The organism is Paracoccus benzoatiresistens, from assembly GCF_026913015.1.
Lineage (GTDB): Bacteria > Pseudomonadota > Alphaproteobacteria > Rhodobacterales > Rhodobacteraceae > Paracoccus > Paracoccus benzoatiresistens.
On the sequence record NZ_JAPTYD010000002.1, the window covers coordinates 101,334 to 126,332 of the forward strand.

Here is a 24,999-nt window from a genome sequence, read left to right on the forward strand (position 1 = left end):
TATGCAGCCAGACGAAAGGATCACCGATGGACCAGAGCCACATCACCAAGGAAGGCATCCGCATCCATGTGCGCGAGGATTTCGCGGGCATGCACAAGGCGGGGGCCGTGGCAGCCCAGATCCTGGATGAGGTGGGGCCCCTTGTGCAGCCGGGCGTCACCACCGGCGCGCTGGATGATTTCATCACCCGGCGCGTGACGGAGCTGGGCGTCACTTCGGCGACCATCGGCTATCGCGGCTATGAACATGCCAGCTGCATCAGCGTGAACCATGTCGTCTGCCACGGCATTCCGGGCGACAAGGTGCTGGCCAATGGCGACATCCTGAACATCGACGTGACCGTGATCGTCGATGGCTGGTATGGCGATTCCAGCCGCATGTATGTGGCGGGCAAGGCATCCATCAAGGCGCGGCGGCTGATCCAGGTGACGCATGACGCGCTGATGAAGGGGATCGATGCCGTGCGCCCCGGCGCGACCTTCGGCGATATCGGCGCGGCGATCCAGACCTATGCCGAGGGCCACGGCATGTCGGTGGTGCGCGATTTCTGCGGCCACGGGCTTGGCCGGGTCTTCCATGCGCCGCCCAACGTTCTGCATTACGGCCGTGCCGGCAAGGGCCCGATGCTGGAGGAAGGCATGTTCTTCACCATCGAGCCGATGATCAACCTGGGCCGCCCCGAGACCAAGGTGCTGGCCGACGACTGGACCGCTGTGACCCGCGACAAGTCGCTGTCGGCGCAGTTCGAGCATTCCATCGGCGTCACGGCGAACGGCTGCGAGATCTTCACGGGATCGGACAAGTTCTTCCCGGACCTCGGCTGATCCGGCTGGCAAGGGCCATCGCCCTTGCCGCGTGATGCGCTGTCGGTCAGCACCGCCGGGCCTCAAGGCCGGGCAATGTCCGCCCGGGCGACGGTTTCGGATTCAGGCCCGTCTGACACCGGCGGCCTGACCCGCATCACGGCGCAGTAAAGCGCGGGCACGAAGACCAGCGTGATCAGCGTGCCGGCGATGATGCCGCCCATCATCGCGAAAGCCATCGGCCCCCAGAACACCTGCCGCGCGATCGGGATCAGCGCCAGGGATGCCGCGGCCGCCGTCAGCAGGATCGGCCTGGCGCGGCTGTCCGAGGCCTCGAACACGGCCTGCCACTGGCTGCGGCCCTTGTGAAGCAGTTCCTGGATCTCGTGCACCAGGATGACCGAGTTACGAATCAGGATGCCGATCAGCGCGAGAATTCCCAGGATCGCGACAAAGCCCATCGGCACGCCGAAGGGCACCAGCACCGCGACCACGCCGATCAGCCCCAGGGGCGCGGCGGCAAAGACGATCAGCGACAGGCGGAAGCTTTGCATCTGCGCCATGACCAGCAGCGCCATGATCAGCAGCATGACCGGCACCACGGCCGCGATCGGCTCCTGGCTGTCGGCCGAGGTTTCGACCGTGCCCCCCACGGTGATGGCGACCTCCGGGGGCAGGCCCTTCTGGAACTCGGCCAAGGCAGGGGCCAGGGCATTGACCAGCGTGGCGGGCTGATCCCTGGTCGCGATGGCGGCCTTGACGGTGACGGTGGGCAAGCCGTTGCGCTGCGCGATCAGCGGCTGTTCGGTCGCATAGTCCAGCGAAACGATGGAGGCCAGCGGCGTGCCCTCACCGCTGGCCAGCGTCAACTGCAGGTTGCGAATTGATTCCAGGGAACTGCGGTCGTCCGCCTCGCCGCGCCCGACAACGTTGATCAGGAAGATGTCGTCGCGCAACTGCGTCACCGTCACGCCGGAAAACAGCGCCGACAGGGTATCCGCGACCTCTTGCGTGGTCACCCCCAGGCGGCGCGCCTGGTCCTGGTCGATTTCCAGCCGGACCACACGCGCAGGCTCGTTCCAGTCCATCGAGATGTCGCGCAGTCTCGGCTCGCGCGCCAGCACGGCCGCCAGGTTGCGCGCGGCATCGCGGGCCGCGTCGGCGTCGGGGGCGCTGACGCGGTATTGCACGGGCTTGCCGACCGGCGGGCCGATTTCCAGGTTCTTGACATAGATGTCGACGCCCGGGAATTCGCGGGCCGCCGTCTCCATGATCTGTGCCTTCAGCCGGTCGCGCGCGGCCAGATCGGGCGTCTGGATGACGATCTGGCCCATGTAAGGGCCGGGCGTCGGCACATCCATGGCCAGCACGAAACGCGGCGCGCCGCTGCCGACATAGGATGTCCAGAACAGCACGTCGTCGTTGCCGGCCAGGATCCGTTCCAGCCGGTCCATGTCCGCCCGCGTCCTGGCAACGGATGTGTTCTGCCGTTCGATGATATCGACCAGCACCTCGGTCCGGTCCGATGTCGGGAAGAACTGCTGCTCGACGAAGCGCATTCCCCAGACGGACAGGGCAAACAGCGCCAGCGTGACCGCGATCACGATCCACTTGAAGCGCATCGACCAGAGCAGCAGCCCGTGAAAGCGGCGCCGCAGCCAGCCGGGCTTGTGTTCGTGATGCGCGGCATAGGTGCGCAGGAAGGTGACGCCCAGAAGCGGCGCGAACAGCACGGCGACGATCCACGAGATGACCAGCGACACCGCGATCACCACGAACAGCGAGAAGGTGAATTCGCCCGCAGCCGAACTGTTCAGCCCGATGGGAATGAAGCCCGCCACCGTCACCAAGGTGCCGGTCAGCATCGGGAAGGCGATCGAGGTCCAGGCATAGCTGGCGGCAGCATCCAGCGATTCGCCGATTTCCAGGCGCGAGATCATCGTTTCGATGGCGATCATCGCGTCGTCCACCAGCAGCCCAAGCGCGATGATCAGCGCGCCCAGCGAGATGCGCTGCAAGGTGATGCCGTAAAGGTCCAGGATCACGAAGGTGATCGCCAGCACCAGGGGGATGGTCAGCGTCACCACAAAGCCCGCCCGGAAACCCAGGCTGATGAAGCTGACGACCAGCACGATGATGACGGCCTCGGCCAGGGCGCGGACGAAATGGCCAACGGCATGGTCCACCACATGCGGCTGGTCGGCGACCTTGGCCATCTCGATGCCGACGGGCAGGCCAGCCTGGACCTGTTCCATCAGCGCGTCCAGTTCCTTGCCGAATTCCAGGATGTTCTCGCCCTCGCGCATCCCGATCTGCAGGCCGATGGCGGGCTTGCCGTTGTAGCGGAACAGCGATTGCGGCGGGTCCTCGTAGCTGCGGGTGACGGTGGCGACATCGCCCAGGTTGAAGAACCGCTCGCCCACGCGCAGGTTGACGGCGGCGATGGATTCGGCGTCGTCGAACTGCCCGCCCACGCGCACCAGAACCTGTTCCGGCCCGGCCTGGATGACCCCCGATGGCGAGATGGCGTTCTGCTGGGCCAGGGTCGCGATCACCTGCTGCTGGTTCAGCCCAAGCGCCGCCAGCCGCGCGGCCGAGAATTCCAGATAAACCTGTTCCTTCTGCTCGCCCAGAAGCTCGGTCCTGCCCGCCGCCTCGAGGCCCGCCACCTGCTTGCGGATGCGTTCCACCCGGTCGCGCAATTCGCGCGGGCTGAATCCGTCAGCGGTGAAGGCATAGATATTGCCGAACACGTCCCCGAAATCGTCGTTGAACTGGAAGCCCGCGAATTCCTGCGGAAACTCCGGTCGGATGTCCGACATCATCTCGCGAACGCGCTTCCAGATTTCGGGCACGCTGGGACCGCGGATCGTGGGCAGCAGTTCCAGATAGACGACCGCCTGGCCCGGCATGGTGACCGAGCGGGTGAAATCAAGCTCGTCCAGTTCCTCGAGCTTCGTCTCGATCCGGGTGGTGACCTGGTTCAGCGTTTCCTCAACGGTCGCGCCGGGCAGCGATGCGCTGATCACCATGGTCTTGATGGTGAAGTTCGGGTCCTCCTCGCGGCCTAGGTTGTTGTAGCTGAGCGTTCCCGCCACCAGCGAGATGATCAGCAGGAACCACACGAAGCTGCGGTGCTTCAGCGCCCAGTCCGACAGGTTGAAACGTTTCATGGCTGGACCCTTGGCCCCACGGGCTGGCCGTCGGCCAGCGAATTGACGCCGCGGATCACCACCTCGTCCCCCGGCTCCAGCCCCTCGCGGATCAGCACGCGGCCCTGGAAATCGGCGGTCGGCGTGATTCGCACGGCCTGGACATGCGCGGTCTCACCCTCGCGCAGGACACGCCAGGCATGGGGCGCGCCGTCGCGCTGGAAGATCGCGGCGCTGGAGAGCGTCAGCGCGGGTTCGCTGGCCGTGCCCAGCCGGGCGCGGATCAGCGCGCCGAGGCGAAAGGGGGAATCGGGTGGCAGAGTCAGATACAGCCGCCGCGTCCGGGTCGCCGCATCGGCGATCGGGTCGATCCGGTCCAGAACGGCGCGGACCTGCCGGTCGGGATCGGTGCGTTGCCAGACCGTGAAGACCACGTCATCGGGCAGGCCGGCCAGGACTGATTCGGGCAGGTCGATCACGGCCTCGCGCTGATCCTCGGTCGAGAGCTGCAAGACCGGCGTTCCCGCGCCAAGCACGCTGCCGGGGGCTTCGTAAACGGCGCTGACCACCCCTGAAAACGGCGCGATCATGCGCGCAAAGCCCTGGGCATCCTGAGCCTGCACCAGCGCCGAGCGCGCCTGTTCCGCCCCGGCCTCGGCCGCGGCGGCGGCGCGCTGCGCTTCTTCCAGCTGCGCGTCGGTCGCGACATTGCGCGCGGCCAGGGCCTCGGTCCGCTCCAGCGTCAGGCGGGCGGTGTCGCGCTGAACCTCGGCCGCGGCCAGGGCCGCTTCGGCGGCGCGGGTGGTCGCCGCCAGATCCTCGGCCGCCAGATTGGCCAGCACGTCGCCCTGCCTGACCCGGTCGCCCAGATCGACATTGCGCGAGGTCATCCGCCCCAGGGTCTGGAAGGCCATCGTCACCTGCGTGCGCGAGGCGACAACGCCAGGGATCCAGCGCGCATCCTCGCCCCGGTCCTCGACGATCTCGGACACGACGGGGCGGATGGGGACGGCATCTTCGGCATGGGAACTGAAGTCCAGCCAGGCGGGCAGATCAAGGGCGCGGGCGGGTGCTGCAACGGCCAGGGCAGCCAGCAGCGCAAGCACCGGCTTCATCGCAGCACCTCGGCCATCTGCACCTGCCGGCCCGGATAAAGAAGCTGGGACCCCGCCCCGACCACGATATCGCCGGCGCTGATGCCGTCCGACAGATAGACCACGTCATTGGCGAAATAGTCGATGGTCACCGGCACCAGGCTGACCCGGTTGTCGTCCCCGACGCGCCAGACGGCGGGCTGGTCCCCTTCGCGCATCAGGGCCGTCCAGGGCACGACGATGCCCCCATCGGCGGCAATGTCCACATGGCCGCGCACGGCCGCGCCCAGCAGCCCGGTATCCCCGTCGACATCGTGGATGCTGACACGCATGGTCACGGTCCCCGTGCCGGGATCGACCAGGGGCGATATCTCCGTCACCGTGCCGCGCATCTCGGGCCGGTCGATGTCGATAGTATCCAGCCGCACCGAGGCACCCAGGGCGCCGTCCAGCCCCGGATGATCGGGGGCATTGAACTCGGCCTCGAGCCCGTCCAGCGTGGCGATTGTCAGAACCACCTGGGCCGCGCCGACGATCTGGCCGGGCGCCATGTCGCGGGCAGTCACGACGGCATCGGTGGGGGCGCGCAGAACCGTGTCCTGGACGGCGCGCCGGGCCTGCTCCAGCGTGCTTTCGGCGCTCTTGGCGCTGCCCTGAGCTTCCGACAGGGCCTGCAGGGCCTCGTCGCGGGCCGCGCGGGTACCGACGCCGCGCGCCAGCAGCCCTTCGGCCCGGTCGCTGGCCTGGCGGGCCTGGGCCAGGGCGGCACGAGCGGCGGCAAGGCCTGCCTCGGCCACGCGCAGGGCCTGGTCCTGCTGAACCGAATCCAGCCGCGCCAGTTCCTGCCCCTGCTTCACGCGATCGCCTTCGTCCACCAGGACGCCCGTCACGCGCCCGGCCTGCCGGAAGCTCATCTCGACGCTGTCGGTGGCGGTGATGCTGCCCGAAAGCTGCAGGTCAAGCTGGATCGCCTTTTCCTGGGCCGCGACCAGTTCTACACGCAACGGCTCGCCCTGCGCGAGTGCAGGGGATGCGAACGCATCAACAGCAGCAATGACCCAGGCAAACCAAAGCGCGCGCATGAATACGTCCCATCATATGTCGCATTTGTGCGACATAATCCGGTTTTCGGGAAGCCCCCTACCTTTACGTCACAGCAGCCTTCTGATGAAACTTCTCATCATTCCAGGTTTCGTCGCGCAGGATCCGGGCAAGCGTCTCGACCGCGCGGTCCACATCGCCAAGATCATTGTACAGCGGCGCAAAGCCGAAGCGCAACACGTCCGGCGCACGGAAATCGCCGATCACGCCGGCCGCGATCAGCGCCTGCATCACCGCATAGCCCTGCGGATGGCGGAAGCTGACCTGCGAGCCCCGCCGCCCCGGATCACGGGGAGAGTTCAGCGCGACATCCGGGCACTGCGCCTCGACCCCCGCGATGAAGGCCTCGGACAATTCGATCGACCGGGCGCGCAGGTCGGACAGGCTGACGCCATCCCAGACATCCAGCGCGGCATCCAGCGCGGTCAGGGCGATCACCGGGGGCGTGCCGACCCGCATCCGCTCCACCCCCGCCGCGGGACGATAGCCCAGGTCGAAGGCAAAGGGCGCGTCATGGCCCATCCAGCCCTGCAGGATCGGTTGCGCGGCGTCGGCATGGCGGGGATGGGTCCAGATGAAGGCAGGCGCGCCGGGCCCGCCGTTGAGATACTTGTAGGTGCAGCCGACCGCGAAATCGGCATCCGCCCCCGTCAGATCGACATCCACCGCGCCCGCCGAATGGGCCAGATCCCACAGCGCCAGCGCGCCTGCCCCATGCGCCTTCGCCGTCAGAGCGGCCATGTCGTGGCGGCGTCCGGTGCGGTAATCGACCTCGGTCAGCATCAGGACGGCCAGATCGTCGGCGATGGCGGCCTCGACCTCCTCGGGGGCGACCACGCGCAGTTCGGCACCAACGGCGCGGGCCAGCCCTTCCGCCACATACAGGTCGGACGGGAAATTGCCGCTGTCCGACAGGATCACCCGGCGGCCGGGACGCAGGGCCAGCGCGGCGCTGAGCGCCTGGAACACCTTGATCGACAGCGTGTCGCCCATCACGACCTCGCCCGCGCCCGCGCCGATCAGCCGGGCGATGCGGTCGCCGACCTTGCGGGGCTGCACATACCAGCCCGCCTTGTTCCAGCCGGTGATCAGCATCTCGGACCATTCGTCCCCCATCATCCGCGCCACGCGGTCCCGGGCGGCAACGGGCATCGGCCCCAGCGAATTTCCATCCAGATAGGTCACCCCCTTGGGAAGGTGAAAGGCGCGGCGGGTGGCGGCGAAGTCGGTCATTGCGGTCTCCATCTTGACCCCAGGCTATCAGCAGCCTTTTCTGCCGGAAAGAGAGGGACAGGATGCTGTATCAGGTTACCGACTGGGACGACGCCTATGCCAACGGCGCCCATATCCCGCAAGCCGAAGACTTCGTGCCCCTCTGGCAGGATGCCTCGGCCCGGTTCCGCGAGGCGCACCCGCCCGAGCCCCTGGGCCGTGGACACCTGTTCCGCCCCTCCCGGACGGCCAAGGGCCTGATGGTCTTCATCCACGGCGGCTACTGGATGGCCTTCGGCCCGGGCACCTGGTCGCATCTGGCGGCAGGGGCGCTGGCGCATGGCTGGGCGGTCGCCATGCCCGCCTATACCCTGGCGCCCAAGGCCCACATTTCGCAGATGGTGCCAGAGGTCGCCGCCGCGATCACCGAGTCTGCGGGCCGCCTTGACGGGCCAATCGCGCTGACGGGCCATTCCGCGGGCGGGCATCTGGCGGCGCGGATGGTCTGCGATGATTGCACCCTGCCCGACGCGGTGGCCGCGCGCGTGGCGGCTTGCGTGCCGATCTCTCCGCTGGCGGACCTGCGCCCGCTTCTGCGCACCGAGATGAACGACACCCTGCGGCTTGACGCGGCCGAGGCAGCATCGGAAAGCCCCGCCCTTCTGGCCCCGCGCCCCGGCATTCCCGTCACAACCTGGGTCGGCGGAATGGAACGGCCCGAATTCGTCCGCCAGGCCCGCCTGCTGGCGAATATCTGGGCCGGGCTGGGCGCCGCGACCGATTGCGTGATCGATCCCGGACGCCACCATTTCGACGTGATCGAGCGCTTGAAAAGCCCCGACAGCCCGCTGCTGGCACGGCTGCTCAGACCGTGAATTCCGCCTGACGCACGCCCGCCACAACCAGCAGGACCCGCGGCGCAATCGTGAAGATATGGCGCGGCGTTCCGGCCGCCGCCCAGACCCGGTCGAAATCCAGCAGGCGCGGGTCGAAGAACGCCGTCACGGGTTTCAGGTGGCCGACCGGGGCCACGCCGCGAAAAGCCCCGCGCCGGTTTCCCTTGCACCGCAGCCCCGGTCGTGCTGTTGCAGAAGAACGATCTACCCAAGGAGGCCTTGCCATGAACGTCTATACCCTTCTGGTCGAGGTGGGCCGGGCCAAGAACGACGGGCTTCCGGATGGTGCCACCGGCGCCGCGCTGATCTGCTATGCCGCCGGCAAGGACGAGGCCGAGGCCGTGCGGGAAACAGTGGCCATCCTGAAGCAGGCGGATCTCGCACCGCTGGACGTGACCGGATACGGCAGCCTGGACGAACGCCTGGCCGAGGGGCACGAGATCGACGACGAGGAACGCGCCCTGATGCAGCGTGCGCTGGACGAGAACTCGGTCATCATCGCGCAGATGCAGCCCTTCTTCAAAGGCTGCGCGGGCGCGTCGGACGATGACGCGACGCTGCACTGAGGGGCGAAGCGGCCTATTCAACCGAAAGTGTCTTCGCTAGACTGCCTGCCAACAAGAACAGCAGCAGTCACGGACAGGCGATCCCATGATACTTTCCCGCATCTTCCTGACCACCGCCCTGGTGGGTGCCCTGGCATCATGCGCGGGCCCGATGAACCGCACGCCCGGCGCGATGTCCGGCAACAGCCCGGTCACGCCCGCGCCGATTCCCGCGGCCTCGGCCGGGGACGAGGCGGGCTTGCAGAACTTCGTCCAGTCCTTCCGCCCGCGCGCCATCGCCTCGGGCGTGTCGCCCGCCACCTATGACCGCGCCATGCGGATCGCGCGCTACAACCCCGAGGTGATCCGCCTGGACCGCAAGCAGGCCGAGTTCAGCCGCCCCGTCTGGCTGTATCTGGACAGCGCGGTGTCGGACGTGCGCGTCACCACCGGACGCCAGAAGGCCGCGCAACTGTCGGGCGCCCTGTCGCAGATCGAGGCGCGCTATGGCGTCCCGCGCGAGATCGTGCTGGCCGTCTGGGGCATGGAATCGAATTTCGGCGCCAACCGCGGCAAGATGCAGATCATCCCGTCGCTGGCGACGCTGGCCTATGACGGCCGCCGGGGCGAGATGTTCCAGAACCAGCTGATCGCCTCGCTGCGCATCCTGCAGGCGGGCGACACCGATCCCGAACACATGCTGGGAAGCTGGGCCGGGGCCATGGGCCACACGCAGTTCATGCCGACGTCCTACCTGGACTATGCGGTCGATTTCACCGGCGACGGGCGGCGCGACATCTGGTCGGACGACCCGACCGATTCGCTTGCCTCGACCGCGAACTACCTGCGCCGCAACGGCTGGGTCCCCGGCCAGGCCTGGGGCGCCGAGGTGCAGCTTCCGTCGGGCTTCAATATGGGCCTGGTCGGCAAGGGCACCCGCCGGTCGGACTGGGCCGCGCAGGGCGTGCGCCGCATCGGCGGCGGGGCCCTGCCCTCGGGCAACGGCTCGATCATCATGCCGGCGGGCGCGAATGGCCCGGCCTTCCTGATCCTCGACAACTTCCGCTCGATCCTGCGCTACAACAACTCGGACAACTACGCGCTTGGCGTGGCCTTCCTGGGCGAGCGCATCGCGGGCCGCGCGGGGGTGCAGGGGTCATGGCCGCGCAACGACCGGACCCTCACCACTGCGGAGCGGCAGGAAATCCAGCAGCGCCTGCGCGCCAAGGGCTTCTATGACGGAGAGATCGACGGCCTGTTCGGCTCGGCCACGATGGAATCGGTCGCGGCCTACCAGCGGTCGATCGGCGTGACCCCGGACGGCTATCCGACCTCGATCCTGCTGGGGCAGTTGCGGCGCTGAACCTGGCCAACGGATCCGAAGGGCGGCCAACCGGCCGCCCTTTTCTTTTGGGACCAGCCTGGCAGGCTGGCTCTTTCTGGGCGACCTTGCTAACCATGATGGTGGCGGCCATCCTGGGGCCGCATGACGCAGGGTGGAACGCATGAAGTTTTCCCACCTTTCCGAGCGGCAGATCCTGAAGGCTCAGGCCGAAGGTCAATTCGACAACCTGAAAGGCGCGGGCAAGCCACTGAGCCGGGAGGGCGACGGAAGCGCGGATGCCATCGGCTTCCGCATCATGGCCGAGGCAGGCGCACTGCCGCACGAGATCCAGTTGCGCAAGGCGATCGAGAAACAGACCCTGATCCTGCGCCAGACGACGGACGAAAGGGTGCTTGTCCGCGAAAGGGCAAAGCTGGCCGAGCTTCAACTGCGGTTGGACATCGAACAGGAAGCCCGCCGCCGCTTCCATGGTGGCTGAAGGCCAGAACCATGCCGCACTAGGCGACGCATGGCCGATTACCGAAGTTCCGGCGACAATAACCTAAGCCAACCTGTCCCGAAACGCCGCCAGCACCTCCTCGTAAACCGCGCGCTTGAACGGCACGATGTTCTCCAGCAGCGCCGCCGCAGGCATCCAGCGCCATTCCTCGAATTCAGGGTGGTCGGTGTCGATGCGGATGTCGGCGTCGTCCCCCAGGAACCGCATCAGGACCCATTTCTGGCGCTGCCCGCCATACCTGCCCTTCCAGACCTTGCCCAGAAGCTCGGGCGGCAAGTCATAGTAAACCCAGCTTGGGGTTTCCCCCAGGACCTCGACCTTCTCGGGCGAGACGCCGGTTTCCTCGACCAGTTCGCGCAGGGCGGCCCCGCGGGGATCCTCGCCCTTGTCTATGCCGCCCTGTGGCATCTGCCAGGCGCCGGGCATGTCGATGCGCTGGCCTGCGAAGACCAGCCCCTCCGCGTTGATCAGCACGACGCCCGCGCAGGGCCGGTAGGGAAGCCCCCCCGGCCCGGTCCGTTTCCCATCAGCCATTCGTCTTGGCCGCCCCGGTTCCTTCGGTTCCCGATCCCTCGCCGGTCACGGCGGGGGTGGCGGCGGACGGCACCTGGCCCGCGCGGAAGTCGACCGCCGCCAGGCCCTTCAGGATATCGACGGCATAGGCCAGCTGGTAATCCTCGTCGCGCAGCTTGGCGGTCGCCTCGACCTCGGCGGCCTCGTCCTCGATCTGCTTCTTCTCGTCGTCGCTGACCGAATCGTTGTTCAGCGCGCCGCGCAGATCAGCCTCGGAGCGGCCGAAGTTCGACTGCGTGCGGGGGCCCTCCTCCTCGTCCTCCGGGCTGGCGGGCGGGGTCGGCTGGGCCACCAGGATGTCGGGCTGGATGCCCAGCGACTGGATCGAGCGACCGGACGGCGTGTAATAGCGCGCCGTGGTCAGCCGGATGGCGCTTTCGGCCGTCACCGGCATGACCGTCTGGACCGATCCCTTGCCGAAGGTCTTTTCGCCCACGACGATGGCGCGGCGGTGATCCTGCAGCGCGCCCGCGACGATTTCCGAGGCACTGGCCGAGCCGCCATTGGTCAGCACGACCATCGGCTTGCCCTGGGCCAGGTCGCCTGCTTCCGCGTTCCAGCGTTCGCTTTCCTCGGGGTTGCGGCCGCGGGTGCTGACGATCTCGCCCGCCTCCAGGAAGGCGTCCGAGACGCTGATCGCCTGGTTCAGCAGCCCGCCGGGGTTGTTGCGCAGGTCCAGGACGAAGCCCGTGACCTTCTCGATCCCGCCCGCATCCTTCACGGCCTTTTCCAGTTCCGCCTTCAACGTGTCATAGGTTTCGTCGTTGAAGGTGGACACGCGGAGGACGACCGAATGGCCTTCCACCCGCGTCTTGACCACGGTCAGCTTGATCGTGTCGCGCGTCATGGTCAGGTCGAAGGGTTCGGTCTCGCCCTCGCGCAGGATGGTGACGGTGATCTCGGACCCAATGGGGCCGCGCATCATGTCCACCGCCTGGTCCAGCGTCAGGCCCATCAGCGATTCGCCGTTCACATGGGTGATGAAGTCGCCCGACTTCACCCCGGCCTTGGCGGCGGGCGTGTCGTCGATGGGCGAGACGACCTTGACGAGGCCTTCCTCCTGGCTGACCTCGATCCCCAGGCCGCCGAAGCTGCCGCGGGTCTGGGTCTGCATGTCCTCGTAGTCGCTGGCCGACAGGAAGCTGGAATGCGGGTCGAGCGAGGTCAGCATCCCGTTGATCGCGGCCTCGATCAGCTCCTTGTCGTCGGGCGCCTCGACATAGTCGGCGCGGACGCGTTCGAAGACGTTGCCGAACAGTTCCAGCTGCTCGTAGATCGAGGCGTTGCTGCCGGTTTCCTGCGCGACCAGCGGCCCGGCGATCTGGGTGGTCAGCAGCGCACCGGCAAGAACTCCGCCCACGCCTGCGATCAGATAATGTTTCATGACGGCCTTTCCTGCCTTCAATCCTGTTCAGGCTCCACGACGGGATTCAGCACGAACCATTCCGCCGGGTCCAGAGTTTCCTGTCCCTTGCGCAATTCAAGATACAGGGATTCGGTCTGCCCTGCATTTCCGCCGATGGCGGCGTCGGTCACGAATTGCGCACCGAATTCCTGCGCCGGCGCCTCGGTCCCGCCCATCAGGCCGATCGGATTGCCCGCCTGCAGCACATCGCCCACCTCACCAAACACCTGCGACATGCCCGCGAAGACCAGAAGATAACCGCGCGCGGGCTCGATGATCATCACATTGCCGTAATCCAGAAGCGGACCGCGATAGCGGATCGTCGCGGGCCAGGGCGTGGTCACCAGGGCGGCGGGTGGCGTGGCAATCACAAAGCCGGGGCGCTTGACGCCCGCCGCGTCGGGCTGATCGTAAAGGCGCAGGATGGTGCCCACCACCGGCAGGGGCAGGCTGCCCCTGGCGCCCTCGAAATCCTCCATGGGAGGGCCGACATCCATCTGCACCTTGGCCACGCCCGCCGCGAATTCGTCCAGGCTTTGCGCCGCATCGCGCAGCTTCTGCATTTCCGCGGGCGCATCGGCATAGCGCACGGGCAGGCTGGACCGGTCGGTCACGGCGCTGGCCAGAAGCCTGCGCGCTTCCTGCACCGAAGCCAGCCCCGCCCCCAGCATCTGCGCGGCGCCCGCCTGCAATTCCCGCACGGTGGCGATCTCGTGCAGGTCGTCCTGCAGCCGCTCGGCCTCGGATCGCAGGCCGGGGGTGACATCGGCCAGCACCATGCCGGATCGCGCATTGGCCAGCGCGCCCGCGGGATGCAGCAGCATGGTGGTTTCGGGCGACTGCTGCAGCGCCGTCATCGCCCCCAGGACCGAGGCCAGCTGCACGCGCTGCGATTCGAAGCGGGCGCGCAGCTCCGCCTCGCGCGCGCTGGCTTGGCGCAGGCCCTCACGCAGGGCGGCAAGGCCCTGTTCATAGCCCCGGATCACCTCGGTCAGGGCCACCACCTGGTCATCGGCGGATACGGCATCGGCCAGCTTGGCGACAGCCGCGCGCAACTGGGCGGCGGCGTCCTGCGCCTCGTCCACGGCGGCGCTGACCGAGGGTTCGGCATCCTGCGCGACGGCAGGCGCGGCGGCGATCAGAGCGCAGAGCGCCAGGGGAAGAAGGAACTTCATGCGGTCACGATCAGGCTTTCGCCCGTCATCTCGGCGGGCTTGTCGAGGCCCATCAGCTGCAGGACGGTCGGCGCCAGGTCGGCCAGGCGGCCGTTGCGCAGCCGCGCACCCGCCGGCCCGCCATAGACGATCACCGGCACCGGGTTGGTGGTGTGGGCGGTATGCGGGCCGCCGGTTTCCGGGTCGATCATCGTCTCGCAATTGCCGTGGTCGGCGCAGATGACGGCGGCCCCGCCGGCAGCGTCCAGGGCCTCCAGCATCCGGCCCAAGCCGCGATCCACGGCCTCGCAGGCCAGAACGGCGGCAGGCAGGCTGCCGGTGTGGCCCACCATGTCGGGATTGGCGAAGTTCACCACGATCAGGTCATAGCCCGCGCCGATCACCTCGACCAGCTTCGCCGCGACCTCATCGGCGGCCATCTCGGGGGCAAGGTCATAGGTGGCGACCTTGGGGCTGGACGGCATGAAGCGGTCCTCGCCCGGTTCCGGCGCCTCTTTCCCGCCGTTCAGGAAGAAGGTGACATGGGGGTATTTCTCGGTCTCGGCCAGGCGGAACTGGCGCAGGCCCCTGGACGCCACCCAGGCCCCCAGCGTGTTGAGCACCTGCCGCTTGGGATAGGCCGTGGTCATGTATTCGTCGTGCCGGGTGCTGTAGTCGACCATCCCCAGCAGCGCCGCCCATTCGGGGCGGTCGCTTGTGTCGAACTGCGTAAAGGTCGGGTCGGCCAGCGCTGTCAGGATTTCCCGCGCCCGGTCGGCCCGGAAGTTGAGGCAGAAGAACCCGTCCCCGTCCATCGCGCCGTTATAGCCGTCGATGATGAATGGCTGGATGAATTCGTCGGTCTCGCCGCGCGCATAGGCGGTGGTGACGGCCAGGTCGCCGGACAGGGCGGGTTCCCCCTGCCCCGCGACGATGGCGCGATAGGCGCGTTCGACGCGTTCCCAGCGGTTGTCGCGGTCCATCGCGTAATAGCGGCCGATCACCGTGCCGATCCGCGCGCCCTCGGGCAGGCTACCCTGCACTTCGGTGACAAAGCCCATGGCCGATTGCGGCGGCACGTCGCGCCCGTCGGTGATGGCGTGCAGCACGACCGGAACGCCCGCCCCGGCAATGGCGCGGATGGCCGCCTGGACATGGACGACATGGCCGTGCACGCCCCCGTCGGACACGACGCCCATCAGATGCGCCGTCCCGCCCGTGGCCCGCAGCCGTTCCACGAAGCGGACCAGCCCTTCGTTGCCGTGGAAGCTGCCATCCTCGATGGCAAGGTCGATCTGGCCCAGATCCATCGCGACCACGCGGCCCGCGCCGATATTGGTGTGGCCGACTTCGGAATTGCCCATCTGCCCGCGCGGCAGGCCCACGTCGGGACCAAAGGTCGTCAGCGTCGCATGGGGGCAGTCGCGCATCAGCCGGTCGAAGTTCGGCGTCTTCGCCTGATCCGGCGCGCTTTGCTCGGGGCGGTCCGAGATGCCCCAGCCGTCGAGAATGCACAGGACCACAGGTTTCGTCATATCGCCCTCGGATGTTTTGCGCCTTGTTACGCTTATGCAACGGTTGCGGCAACCGGCGAAGCCGCGGGCGCTTCGCTTGCCGGACCCGCCGCCGCGCGGACGCGTTCAGTCGCGATGATAGGGGGACCCTGCCAGGATCGTCGCGGCGCGATACAGCTGTTCGGCCAGCATCACGCGGACCAGCATGTGCGGCCAGACCATGCGGCCCAGGCTTATCTGCCAGTCGGCCCGCGCCCGCAGCCCCGGATCCAGCCCGTTGGCGCCGCCGATCACGAAGCACAGATCGCGCGCCCGGTCCCGATGGTCCGCGAGCCGCCTTGCGAATTCGGGCGAGGTTGGCTGGTCGCCGCGCTCATCCATCACCACAAGGGCTGCGCCGGGCGGGATGGCGCGTTCCAGCAGCTCGGCCTCGGCGGCCATGCCGCCGCCGCGCTTGTCCTCGACCTCGGAGAGGGTGATGGGCGGCAGGCCAAGGCTGCGCCCGACCTTGGCGAAGCGGTCGAGGTAGTCCGATACCATCGCCGCCTCGGGGCCCTTGCGCAGCCGCCCGACCGCGGCGATGTCGATCCGCATGAAGCCCGACCGACCTCAGACCGCCGGGCGGGTCCCGTCGCGGACGCGGCTCAGCGCGTCGGCGGGCATCCACATCTTTTCAAGCTGATAGAACTCGCGCACCTCGGGGCGGAAGACATGGACGATGACATCATCCGTGTCGATCAGGACCCAGTCGCCGGTTTCCTTGCCTTCGATGCGGGGGGTGCGGCCGGTGATCAGCTTCATCCGCTCGGCCAGCTTTTCGGCGATGGCGCCCACCTGGCGCGCGCTGCGGCCCGATGCGATCACCATGTGATCCGCCATGGCCGACCGTCCGCGCAGGTCGATCGTGACGATGTCCTCGGCCTTGTCGTCGTCAAGCGAGGACAGGATGCGGGCAAGGATCTGGTCGCTGGTCAGATCATGCGCCGCGGGGGTCGCAGCCGGCCCCACGGCCGGCGAGACGTCTTGTGACAGGGTTCAATCCTCCGGTCAGCGCGCCGATCGCCCCCGGCGCAGGGGATAGATCAAAGATAGCAACTTTTCGCACCATCTCAATGTTCCCGGTCAGATTCCGTGCTGTCCGGCCGGGGATCGCCCATATGGATCGGCAGCGAGGCATTCACAACCCGCACCTCGCGCTGCGGGAAGGGGATGGTGATGCCGTGTTCCTTGAAGGCATCCCACAGCGCCAGATAAACCTGCCCGCGCACGTTGGTCAGCCCGCCCGCCGCGTCGTCGATCCAGAAGCGCAGCACATAATCGATCGAACTGTCGCCGAAGCCCGTGACCCAGCAGACCGCCTGCCGGTGGGTCAGGACGCGCTTGACCGTCTTGACCGCGGCAATCGCGACCGCGGTGACCTTGTGGGGATCGTCGTCATAGGAGCTGTGGAATTTCAGGTCCAGCCGTACGAAGCTGTTGGTATGGGACCAGTTCACGACCTGGCCCGTCACCAGATCCTCGTTCGGGATCAGGTATTCCTTGCCGTCGCGCGTCACCACGCTGACATAGCGGGCGCCCAGCTCCTCGATCCAGCCGAAGGTGTCGCCCAGGCTGATGACGTCGCCGGGCTTCACCGACTTGTCCAGCAGGATGATGACGCCGGACACCAGGTTCGAGACGACCTTCTGCAGCCCGAAGCCCAGGCCCACGCCGACAGCGCCGGAAAAGACCGCAAGGCCGGTCAAGTCGAACCCCGCCGCCTTCAGGCCGACGATCAGCGCCAGGCTGAACAGCACGATCTGCAAGAGCTTCGTGGTCAGCACCCGCATCGTGGGCGAGATGTCCTCGTTCCGCGCCAGCCGCCCCGAGATCAGCCGCGACAAGAGCCGCGCGCCTCCGATCAGCAGCCCCGTCACCACCAGCGCCTTCAGCACGGTCAGCGCCGACAGCCGCAACTGCCCGAGGGTCACGGCAATGCTGTCCAGGAAATCGGCCACGGGATCGGTCAGGCCCAGCAGATACAGCGTGACCCAGATCCAGGCGACCCAGCTGGCCATCCGGCGCAGGAAGCGGTTGGCGATGATCCGTGCCAGAAAGAAGATCGCGATCCAGGCCGTGGCGATGGAGGCCGCCAGCGCGATCAGCGCGCTGCGCGAAGGCCAGGTCACCTCTCGCATGACAAGCACCACCGCCCAGGCCAGCAGCGCGAAGATGATCAGGCTGATCCTGCGGTTCACCAGCAGCCCCAGCCGCAGGCGCCATTTGGGCCAGCTGTCGCGACGATGCAGCCATCCCGTCAGCCAGCGCGATGCAAGGCGGCCCATCAGCCAGGACAGAAGCAGCAGGCCCAGGATCGCCAGAAGCTGATTGGTCCTTGTCGGCACCAGCATGAGTTCGAAGAACAAAGAGATGCGGGACCACAGACCCTGGGCCGCATCGATCATGTCCGGGTGAACGCCTTCCATCCCTTCATTCTTCCCGTCGCGCCAATATTGCGTCAACGCCAAAAGGCGAATAAAAGCTTCGCTCATGTCCGGGTTCATTTATTTCGACATCCATGACCGCGCGCGCCTGCCTTCGCGGTTTTTCGGCGAAACGCGCGGCGTGACGGCTCGACTGTGACGGGCTGCGGCCGTCCCTTCGGGGACCGGGGCCGCAGCCATGACCGCACGCCATGATCCGACGCATCACAGCCGAAAGCCAAAAGCCATGACAACCGAACCCCAATCCGCCGCGGCGCGGACGCTTTACGACAAGATCTGGGACGCCCATGTGGTGGACCGCCAGGAAGACGGCACCTGCCTTCTGTATATCGACCGCCACCTGGTCCACGAGGTGACCAGCCCCCAGGCTTTCGAAGGCCTGCGCATGACCGGCCGCAAGGTCCGCGCCCCCGAACGCACCATCGCCGTGCCCGACCACAACGTGCCCACCACCTGGGACCGCGAACAGGGCATCGACAACGAGGAATCGCGCATCCAGGTCGAGGCGCTTGACCGAAACGCCCGCGAATTCGGCGTGGTCTATTACCCCGTGACCGACATCCGCCAGGGCATCGTTCATATCATCGGCCCCGAACAGGGCTGGACCCTGCCCGGCATGACGGTGGTCTGCGGCGACAGCCACACCTCGACCCACGGGGCGTTTGGCGCGCTGGCCCACGGCATCGGCACGTCCGAGGTCGAGCATGTGCTGGCCACGCAGACGCTGATCCAGAAGAAATCGAAGAACATGAAGGTCGAGGTGACCGGCCGCCTTGCCCCTGGCGTCACCGCCAAGGACGTGGTGCTGGCGATCATCGGCAAGACCGGCACCGGCGGCGGCACCGGCCATGTCATCGAATATTGCGGCGAGGCGATCCGCAACCTGTCGATGGAAGGCCGCATGACCATCTGCAACATGGCGATCGAGGGCGGCGCCCGCGCGGGCCTGATCGCGCCGGACCAGACGACCTTCGACTATGTGAAGGGCCGACCCCATGCGCCGAAAGGGGCGCAATGGGAAGCGGCGGTCAACTGGTGGAAGACGCTTTTCAGCGACGACGACGCCCATTGGGACAAGGTCGTGACCCTGCGCGGCGAGGATATCGCCCCCACCATCACCTGGGGCACCTCGCCCGAGGATGCGCTGCCGATCACCGCGGCTGTCCCCGCCCCCGAGGATTTCACCGGCGGCAAGGTCGAGGCCGCGCGGCGCAGCTTGGACTACATGGGCCTGACGCCCGGCACCCCCCTGACCGACATCGCCATCGACGCGGTCTTCATCGGCTCCTGCACCAATGGCCGGATCGAGGATCTGCGCGCCGCCGCCCAGATCCTGCGCGGCCGCAGGCTGGCCGCGGGCGTGCGCGGCATGGTCGTGCCCGGATCGGGCCTTGTGCGCGCCCAGGCCGAGGAGGAAGGGCTGGACCAGGTCTTCAAGGACGCGGGCTTCGAATGGCGCCTGGCGGGCTGCTCCATGTGCCTGGGAATGAACCCCGACCAGCTGGCCCCCGGCGAACGCTGCGCCGCCACCAGCAACCGCAACTTTGAAGGTCGCCAGGGCTACAAGGGCCGCACCCACCTGATGTCGCCCGCCATGGCGGCGGCGGCGGGCGTGGCCGGGCATCTGGTCGATGTGCGAGAATTCGCCGCGGAAACGGTCTGAGGAGAGCCGATCATGGACAAGTTCACCACCCTGACCGGGATCGCGGCGCCCATGCCGCTGGTCAATATCGACACCGACATGATCATCCCCAAGCAGTTCCTGAAGACGATCCAGCGGTCGGGCCTTGGGATCAACCTGTTCGACGAGCTGCGCTATGACCGCGACGGGAACGAGCTGCCGGATTTCGTGCTGAACCAGCCGGCCTACAGGCAGGCCGAGATCATCGTGGCCGGCGACAATTTCGGTTGCGGATCCTCGCGCGAACATGCGCCCTGGGCGCTGCTGGATTTCGGCATCCGCTGCGTCATCTCGACCAGCTTTGCCGACATCTTCTTCAACAACTGCTTCAAGAACGGCATTCTGCCGGTCGTTCTGCCGCAGGAAGCGGTCGATGTGCTGATGGAGGATGCCCGCAAGGGCGCCAATGCCCGCATGACGGTGGACCTGGAAAGCCAGACGGTCACCTCATCGGACGGGGTGTCCTTTGCCTTCGAGGTCGATCCCTTCCGCAAGCATTGCCTGCTGAACGGGCTGGACGACATCGGGCTGACGATGGAAAAGGCCCCCGTCATCGAAAGCTACGAGACACGGATGGCGCAGGCCCGCCCCTGGGTCTGAGCCAAGGCAGGACAGATGATGAAAGCCGGGCACCTGCCCGGCTTTCTTGATTTCCGGGAACCCGAACTCGACATGCGGCGCTGTTCGGGTTAGCAAGAACAAAACGGAAACATCAAGGGGTTCAGCATGTTCGGTGCGACGCGGCGGCGGCACATCGTCTCGGTCTGGTTTCCCCGGTTGCCCAGCGACCGGGCGCTGCGCCTGCAGCCGGTGGAAGGGCCCTTCGCCCTGTCGCTCCGGACGCAGAACAGCGACCGCATCCATTGCCTGAACCCGGCGGCGGAAGGCGCGGGCCTTCATCTCGGCATGACCCTGTCGCAGGCCCGCGCCTTCTGCCCGGATCTGCAAAGCCGTCCCGCCGACCCCGTCCAGGACATGCGCTTCCTGCAGGGGCTGCGCCGATGGGCCGGGCGCTATTCCCCGCTGGTGGGGCTGGACGGATGCGACGGGCTGGCCCTGGACATCGCCGGGGTGGACCACCTGTTCGGCGGCACCGATGCGATGATCGGGGACATGCGGCACCGCCTGACCCGTGCCGGGCTGACGGCGCGGATCGGCTTGGGCGATACCCCCGGCGCGGCATGGGCGCTGTCCCATCACGGGGGTGGGGGCAGCGACCTTGCCGACCTGCCGGTCGCTGCGCTGCGCATCGACCCCGATACCGTGACCGCCTTGCAACGGCTGGGCCTGCGCACCATCGGCGACGTCAAGGCCACCGCCCGCGCTCCTCTGGCCCGGCGCTTCGGGCAGGGGCTGCTGGACCGGCTGGACCAGGTGATGGGCCTGCGCGCCGAATCCATCATTCCCCTTGCCGACCCGCCGCATTACGCCGTGCGCCTGACCCTGCCTGAACCCATCGGCCTGACGGCGGACGTGATGGCGGGCATCGCGCGGCTGCTGGGGCGGCTGTGCAACACCCTGGACCAGCACGGGGCGGGCGCGCTGGCCCTGCGCCTGACCCTGCGCCGGGCGGATGGGGAAAGCCGCCGGGTGGATCTGCGCCTGGCCACCACCATGCGCGATCCGGCCCGCATCCTGCCCCTGTTTGCCCCTGCCATCGAGGGCGTGGATGCGGGCTTCGGCATCGACCAGTTGCGGCTCGAGGCGACACGGGTCGCGCCCATGCCGCAGCAGCAGATCGCAACCGGCGGCGCGGGGTCCGAGGCCGTGGCCGACCTGATCACCCGGCTTGGCACGCGCGTGGGGCTGGACAACATCCGCCGCCTGTCGCCCAACGACAGCCATATCCCCGAACTCAGCATGGCGCTTGCCCCCGATGGCGGCGAAACGCCTCCGGCCTCCCCGCGCCTGCGCCCGCACTGGCTTTTCCCGCCCGAACCCGTCACCGCGCGCGGACCAAAACCGCCCCAGCAGTTCAACTGGCGGCGGATGCGCCTGACCAGCGCCGAGGTGTCGGGGCCGGAGCGGATTTGCCCGGAATGGTGGCGCCCGGACCGGGACGGACCCCATGGCATCCGCGATTACTGGCGCGTCGAGACCCGGCAAGGCCCCCGGTTGTGGATGTTCCACACGCCGCAGAACCCCGGCTGGTTCGTGCAGGGGGAATTCGCGTGACCGACCCCGTGGCCCCCCTGCCCCGCTATGCCGAACTGGGGGTGATGACCAACTTCACCTTCCTGACCGGCGCCTCGCACCCCGAGGAACTGGTGCTGCGCGCCGCCGAACTGGGGCTGGAGGCCATCGCCATCACCGACCGCAATTCCCTGGCCGGCGTGGTCCGGGCCTGGTCGGCGCTGCGCGATCTGGCCGCCGAGGCGGAAAAAAGCCTGCGCATCCGCTCCACCACGCAGATCGACCCCTGTTCGCGGCAGGAAATCGGCCAGCCGCAGGACCTGCCCTGTCAGCCGATGCCAAGGCTTCCCAAGCTGATCGTGGGTGCGCGGCTGGTGCTGCGGGACTGCCCCGTGGACTGGCTGGCCCTGCCCACCGACAAGCCCGCGTATCAGCGCCTGTCGCGCCTGCTGACGCTGGGCAAGCGCCGCGCGGCCAAGGGGAAATGCGACCTGTCCCTGGCCGATCTGGCCGATGGCTGCCGGGGCATGATCCTGATCGCCCTGCCCCCCGCCGATCTGGGCCAAGCCCTAGCGCCGGTCCAGGCGCTGCGGCGGCGCTTTCCGGGCGATGTCTTCCTGGGCGCGGTGCCCCGCTATGACGGCACGGACCAGGACTGGTTCGACGCCTGCGCGGGGCTGGCGCAGCGCGTTTCGGCCCCCATGGTGGCCGTGGGCGACGTGCTGATGCACCGCGCCGCCCGCCGCCCGCTGGCCGACGTGCTGACCTGCCTGCGCGAAGGGATCACCATCGACGCCATCGGCACCCGCGCCCTGCCCAATGCCGAACGCCGCCTGAAGGGCGCCGCCGACATGGCCCGCCTGTTCCACCGCCACCCCGCCGCGGTCAGGCGGACGGTCGAGATCGCGGCCCGCTGCGGGTTCGACCTGGGGCAGCTGTCCTTCGACTATCCGCACGAGATCGCGGATGGCGAGCCGCCTCAGCAACGCCTGGAACGGCTGACGCGCGAGGGTTTGGCGCGGCGCAACAAGGGCAGCATTTCCCGGCGCCATTCCGACCTTCTGGAAAAGGAACTGGGTGTCGTGGCCGAACTTGGCTACGCCCCCTATTTCCTGACCGTCCATGACATCGTGACCGAGGCGCGGTCCGGGAACATCCTGTGCCAGGGACGCGGGTCCGCCGCCAATTCGATCATCTGCTGGGCGCTTGGCATCACCGATGTCCATCCCGACAGGATCGGCATGGTGTTCGAGCGCTTCATTTCCCGCCACCGAGGCGAGCCGCCCGATATCGACGTGGATTTCGAACACGAACGGCGCGAGGAGGTGATCCAGTGGATTTACGACAGATATACCCGCGACCGGGCGGGGCTTTGCGCCACGGTGATCCACTTCCGCACCCGCAACGCGATCCGGGAGGTCGGCAAGGTCATGGGCCTGTCGCAGGACATGATCGCCACATTGTCGGGCATGGTCTGGGGCATTTCCAGCAAGGGGATAAAGGAGGAGGACCTGCGCCAGGTGGGCCTTGACCTTGATGAGGATCGGCTTGCCCGGACCATTGCGCTGATCCGCGAAATCATCGGCTTTCCCCGCCACCTGTCCCAGCATGTCGGCGGCTTCGTCATCACCCAGGGGCGGCTGGACGAGCTTTGTCCCATCGAGAATGCCGCGATGGCCGATCGGACCTGCATCGAGTGGGACAAGGACGACATCGATGCGCTGCGGATCCTCAAGGTCGATGTGCTGAGCCTGGGGATGCTGACCTGCATCCGCAAGGCCTTCGACCTGCTGCGTCAGCACGAGGACGAGGATTACACCCTGGCCACCGTCCCCGAGGAGGATCCCGCCACCTTCGACATGCTGTGCCGCGCCGATGCCATCGGGGTCTTTCAGGTCGAAAGCCGCGCGCAGATGAACTTCCTGCCCCGGATGAAGCCGCGCGTTTTCTATGACCTGGTGATCGAGGTCGCCATTGTCCGCCCCGGCCCCATCCAGGGCGGCATGGTCCGCCCCTATATCCGGCGCCGCATGGGATTGGAGAAACCGGAACCCTTCGGCCCCGAACTGGAGGCCATCACCAGCCGCACCCTCGGCGTGCCGCTTTTCCAGGAGCAGGCGCTGCAGATCGCCCAGATGGGCGCGGGCTATTCGGCCGAGGAGGCCGACAAGCTGCGCCGGTCGCTGGCGTCCTTCCGCCGCATGGGCACGATCGACCAGCATCGCGAAACCTTCATCGGCGGGATGATGAACAACAATTACAGCCGCGAGGTTGCCGAACGATGCTTTTCCCAGATCGAGGGCTTCGCCGAATATGGCTTCCCCGAAAGCCACGCCGCCGCCTTCGCGATGCTGACCTATGTGTCGTCCTGGCTCAAATGCCATCACCCGGCGGTCTTTGGCTGTGCGCTCCTGAACAGCCAGCCGATGGGGTTCTATGCCCCAGCGCAAATCGTCCGCGACCTTCGCGACCACGGGATCGAGGTGCGCCCCATCTGCGTCAACCGCAGCATCTGGGACAACACGCTGGAACGACGCCCGGACGGAGTGCTGGCGCTGCGGCTTGGATTCCGCCAGATCAAGGGCCTGCGCCAGTCGGATGCCCTGGCTATCGCGCGCGACCGCGGCAACGGCTATCCCGACCCCGAGAACCTGTGGCTGCGCACCGGCTTGGCCGCCGCCACCCTGGAACGCCTGGCCGAGGCGGATGCCTTTGCCGGCATGGGCCTGACCCGGCGCGACGCGCTGTGGGCGATCCGTGCGATCCGCGCGCCCGCGCCGCTGCCGCTGTTTTCCGATCCGCTGGATGGCGAGGGCCTGCGCGAAACGCCCGTGGACCTGCCCGTCATGCATCTGGGCGAGGAGGTGGTCGAGGATTACGTCTCGACCCGCATGACGCTGCGCGCCCATCCGATGGAGCTGCTGCGCCCGGCGATCCCCGGCCTGACCCCCCATGCCGACCTGATCCGCGCGCCCCTGCGGCGGACAACGGTTTGCGGGCTGGTGATCACCCGGCAGTGTCCCGGCACGGCATCGGGCGTCATCTTCCTGACGCTGGAGGATGAAACCGGCGTGTCCAACGTCGTGGTCTGGGACCGGGTCTTCCAGCAGTTCCGCCGCGCCGTCATGGGGGGCCGACTTCTGCGCGTCACCGGGCCCCTGCAGCGCGAAGGCCTCGTTGTCCACCTGATCGCCGAACAGGTCGAGGATCTGTCCCACAGGCTGGCCCAACTGGGCCATCCGCTGGACGGGATGATCGGAGCAAGGCACGCCCCCGCCGACGATGCGCCGCGCCTGGACCCTGGCGCGGCGGGCGCGCAGCATCCGCGCGACCAGGCCAGGCGGCTTTTCCCCAGCCGGGACTTCCACTGACGGAAAAAACCCCGCCATTCAGGATGGCGGGGCAAGTC

The 24,999-nt window shown here is 67.6% G+C and carries 21 protein-coding genes; 9 read left to right on the top strand and 12 right to left on the bottom strand.

Going from position 1 to position 24,999, the window contains the following annotated elements; translation table 11 throughout:
• The first annotated feature begins 26 nt into the window (after nt 1-26).
• Nucleotides 27-824: a type I methionyl aminopeptidase gene (gene map / locus OU682_RS02525; RefSeq protein WP_268940491.1), complete on the top strand. Its 798-nt coding sequence runs from the start codon at nt 27-29 to the stop codon at nt 822-824.
• A gap of 62 nt (nt 825-886) precedes the next feature.
• On the opposite strand, the gene OU682_RS02530 is transcribed toward map, so the two are convergent.
• The 4 genes from OU682_RS02530 to kynU form a co-directional block, all read right to left on the bottom strand.
• On the bottom strand, nt 887-3,976 hold the full coding sequence (locus OU682_RS02530) for an efflux RND transporter permease subunit (protein WP_268940492.1): 3,090 nt from the start codon (nt 3,974-3,976) through the stop codon (nt 887-889).
• Nucleotides 3,973-5,070: an efflux RND transporter periplasmic adaptor subunit gene (locus OU682_RS02535; protein ID WP_268940493.1), complete on the bottom strand. Its 1,098-nt coding sequence runs from the start codon at nt 5,068-5,070 to the stop codon at nt 3,973-3,975. Before OU682_RS02535 ends, OU682_RS02530 begins: the two co-directional genes overlap by 4 nt.
• Nucleotides 5,067-6,131 (bottom strand): efflux RND transporter periplasmic adaptor subunit, encoded by a 1,065-nt coding sequence (locus OU682_RS02540; protein ID WP_268940494.1) that lies wholly within the window; start codon nt 6,129-6,131, stop codon nt 5,067-5,069. The genes OU682_RS02535 and OU682_RS02540 overlap by 4 nt, the downstream gene beginning before the upstream one ends.
• Nucleotides 6,132-6,195: 64 nt before the next feature.
• Complete coding sequence (gene kynU / locus OU682_RS02545; RefSeq protein ID WP_268940495.1) at nt 6,196-7,383, bottom strand: kynureninase; 1,188 nt, start codon at nt 7,381-7,383, stop codon at nt 6,196-6,198.
• A 62-nt stretch (nt 7,384-7,445) separates the two neighbouring features.
• Between kynU and OU682_RS02550 the strand changes: the two genes are divergently transcribed.
• Entirely contained in the window at nt 7,446-8,237 is a 792-nt protein-coding gene (locus OU682_RS02550) for a hormone-sensitive lipase (protein WP_268940496.1), read from the top strand.
• On the opposite strand, the gene OU682_RS02555 is transcribed toward OU682_RS02550, so the two are convergent.
• On the bottom strand, nt 8,227-8,394 hold the full coding sequence (locus tag OU682_RS02555; protein WP_371832192.1) for a YbaK/EbsC family protein: 168 nt from the start codon (nt 8,392-8,394) through the stop codon (nt 8,227-8,229). The genes OU682_RS02550 and OU682_RS02555 overlap by 11 nt on opposite strands.
• An 88-nt stretch (nt 8,395-8,482) precedes the next feature.
• Between OU682_RS02555 and OU682_RS02560 the strand changes: the two genes are divergently transcribed.
• The 3 genes from OU682_RS02560 to OU682_RS02570 all read left to right on the top strand — a co-directional run bounded on the left by OU682_RS02560 (nt 8,483) and on the right by OU682_RS02570 (nt 10,626).
• Complete coding sequence (locus OU682_RS02560; RefSeq protein ID WP_268940497.1) at nt 8,483-8,824, top strand: DUF8846 family protein; 342 nt, start codon at nt 8,483-8,485, stop codon at nt 8,822-8,824.
• 85 nt (nt 8,825-8,909) lie between these two features.
• Nucleotides 8,910-10,166 (top strand): lytic murein transglycosylase, encoded by a 1,257-nt coding sequence (locus tag OU682_RS02565; RefSeq protein ID WP_268940498.1) that lies wholly within the window; start codon nt 8,910-8,912, stop codon nt 10,164-10,166.
• A gap of 142 nt (nt 10,167-10,308) precedes the next feature.
• Entirely contained in the window at nt 10,309-10,626 is a 318-nt protein-coding gene (locus OU682_RS02570; RefSeq protein ID WP_268940499.1) for a DnaJ family domain-containing protein, read from the top strand.
• Between the two features lie 63 nt (nt 10,627-10,689).
• Here OU682_RS02570 and OU682_RS02575 read toward each other — a convergent pair whose 3' ends face one another.
• The 7 genes from OU682_RS02575 to OU682_RS02605 all read right to left on the bottom strand — a co-directional run bounded on the left by OU682_RS02575 (nt 10,690) and on the right by OU682_RS02605 (nt 17,824).
• Entirely contained in the window at nt 10,690-11,181 is a 492-nt protein-coding gene (locus tag OU682_RS02575; protein WP_268940500.1) for an RNA pyrophosphohydrolase, read from the bottom strand.
• Entirely contained in the window at nt 11,174-12,604 is a 1,431-nt protein-coding gene (locus OU682_RS02580; RefSeq protein WP_268940501.1) for a S41 family peptidase, read from the bottom strand. Before OU682_RS02580 ends, OU682_RS02575 begins: the two co-directional genes overlap by 8 nt.
• A 17-nt stretch (nt 12,605-12,621) precedes the next feature.
• Entirely contained in the window at nt 12,622-13,800 is a 1,179-nt protein-coding gene (locus OU682_RS02585) for a murein hydrolase activator EnvC family protein (RefSeq protein ID WP_268940502.1), read from the bottom strand.
• Nucleotides 13,797-15,314: a 2,3-bisphosphoglycerate-independent phosphoglycerate mutase gene (gpmI, locus tag OU682_RS02590; RefSeq protein ID WP_268940503.1), complete on the bottom strand. Its 1,518-nt coding sequence runs from the start codon at nt 15,312-15,314 to the stop codon at nt 13,797-13,799. The genes OU682_RS02585 and gpmI overlap by 4 nt, the downstream gene beginning before the upstream one ends.
• A 105-nt stretch (nt 15,315-15,419) precedes the next feature.
• Nucleotides 15,420-15,887: a 23S rRNA (pseudouridine(1915)-N(3))-methyltransferase RlmH gene (gene rlmH / locus OU682_RS02595; protein WP_268940504.1), complete on the bottom strand. Its 468-nt coding sequence runs from the start codon at nt 15,885-15,887 to the stop codon at nt 15,420-15,422.
• A 15-nt stretch (nt 15,888-15,902) separates the two neighbouring features.
• Nucleotides 15,903-16,301 (bottom strand): ribosome silencing factor, encoded by a 399-nt coding sequence (gene rsfS / locus OU682_RS02600; RefSeq protein WP_268940505.1) that lies wholly within the window; start codon nt 16,299-16,301, stop codon nt 15,903-15,905.
• Between the two features lie 101 nt (nt 16,302-16,402).
• Nucleotides 16,403-17,824, bottom strand: a complete 1,422-nt coding sequence (locus OU682_RS02605) for a mechanosensitive ion channel family protein (RefSeq protein WP_268940506.1) — start codon at nt 17,822-17,824, stop codon at nt 16,403-16,405.
• A gap of 178 nt (nt 17,825-18,002) precedes the next feature.
• On the opposite strand from OU682_RS02605, the gene leuC reads away from it, so the two are divergent.
• From leuC to OU682_RS02625, 4 genes are all read left to right on the top strand, one after another.
• Nucleotides 18,003-19,439: a 3-isopropylmalate dehydratase large subunit gene (gene leuC, locus OU682_RS02610; protein ID WP_268940507.1), complete on the top strand. Its 1,437-nt coding sequence runs from the start codon at nt 18,003-18,005 to the stop codon at nt 19,437-19,439.
• A gap of 12 nt (nt 19,440-19,451) precedes the next feature.
• Complete coding sequence (gene leuD / locus OU682_RS02615; RefSeq protein WP_268940508.1) at nt 19,452-20,057, top strand: 3-isopropylmalate dehydratase small subunit; 606 nt, start codon at nt 19,452-19,454, stop codon at nt 20,055-20,057.
• A 126-nt stretch (nt 20,058-20,183) separates the two neighbouring features.
• The gene (locus OU682_RS02620; RefSeq protein WP_268940509.1) at nt 20,184-21,632 is read left to right on the top strand and encodes a Y-family DNA polymerase; all 1,449 of its coding nucleotides are present in this window, start codon (nt 20,184-20,186) and stop codon (nt 21,630-21,632) included.
• A gap of 44 nt (nt 21,633-21,676) precedes the next feature.
• The gene (locus OU682_RS02625; RefSeq protein WP_371832197.1) at nt 21,677-24,961 is read left to right on the top strand and encodes an error-prone DNA polymerase; all 3,285 of its coding nucleotides are present in this window, start codon (nt 21,677-21,679) and stop codon (nt 24,959-24,961) included.
• Nucleotides 24,962-24,999 lie beyond the last annotated feature (38 nt).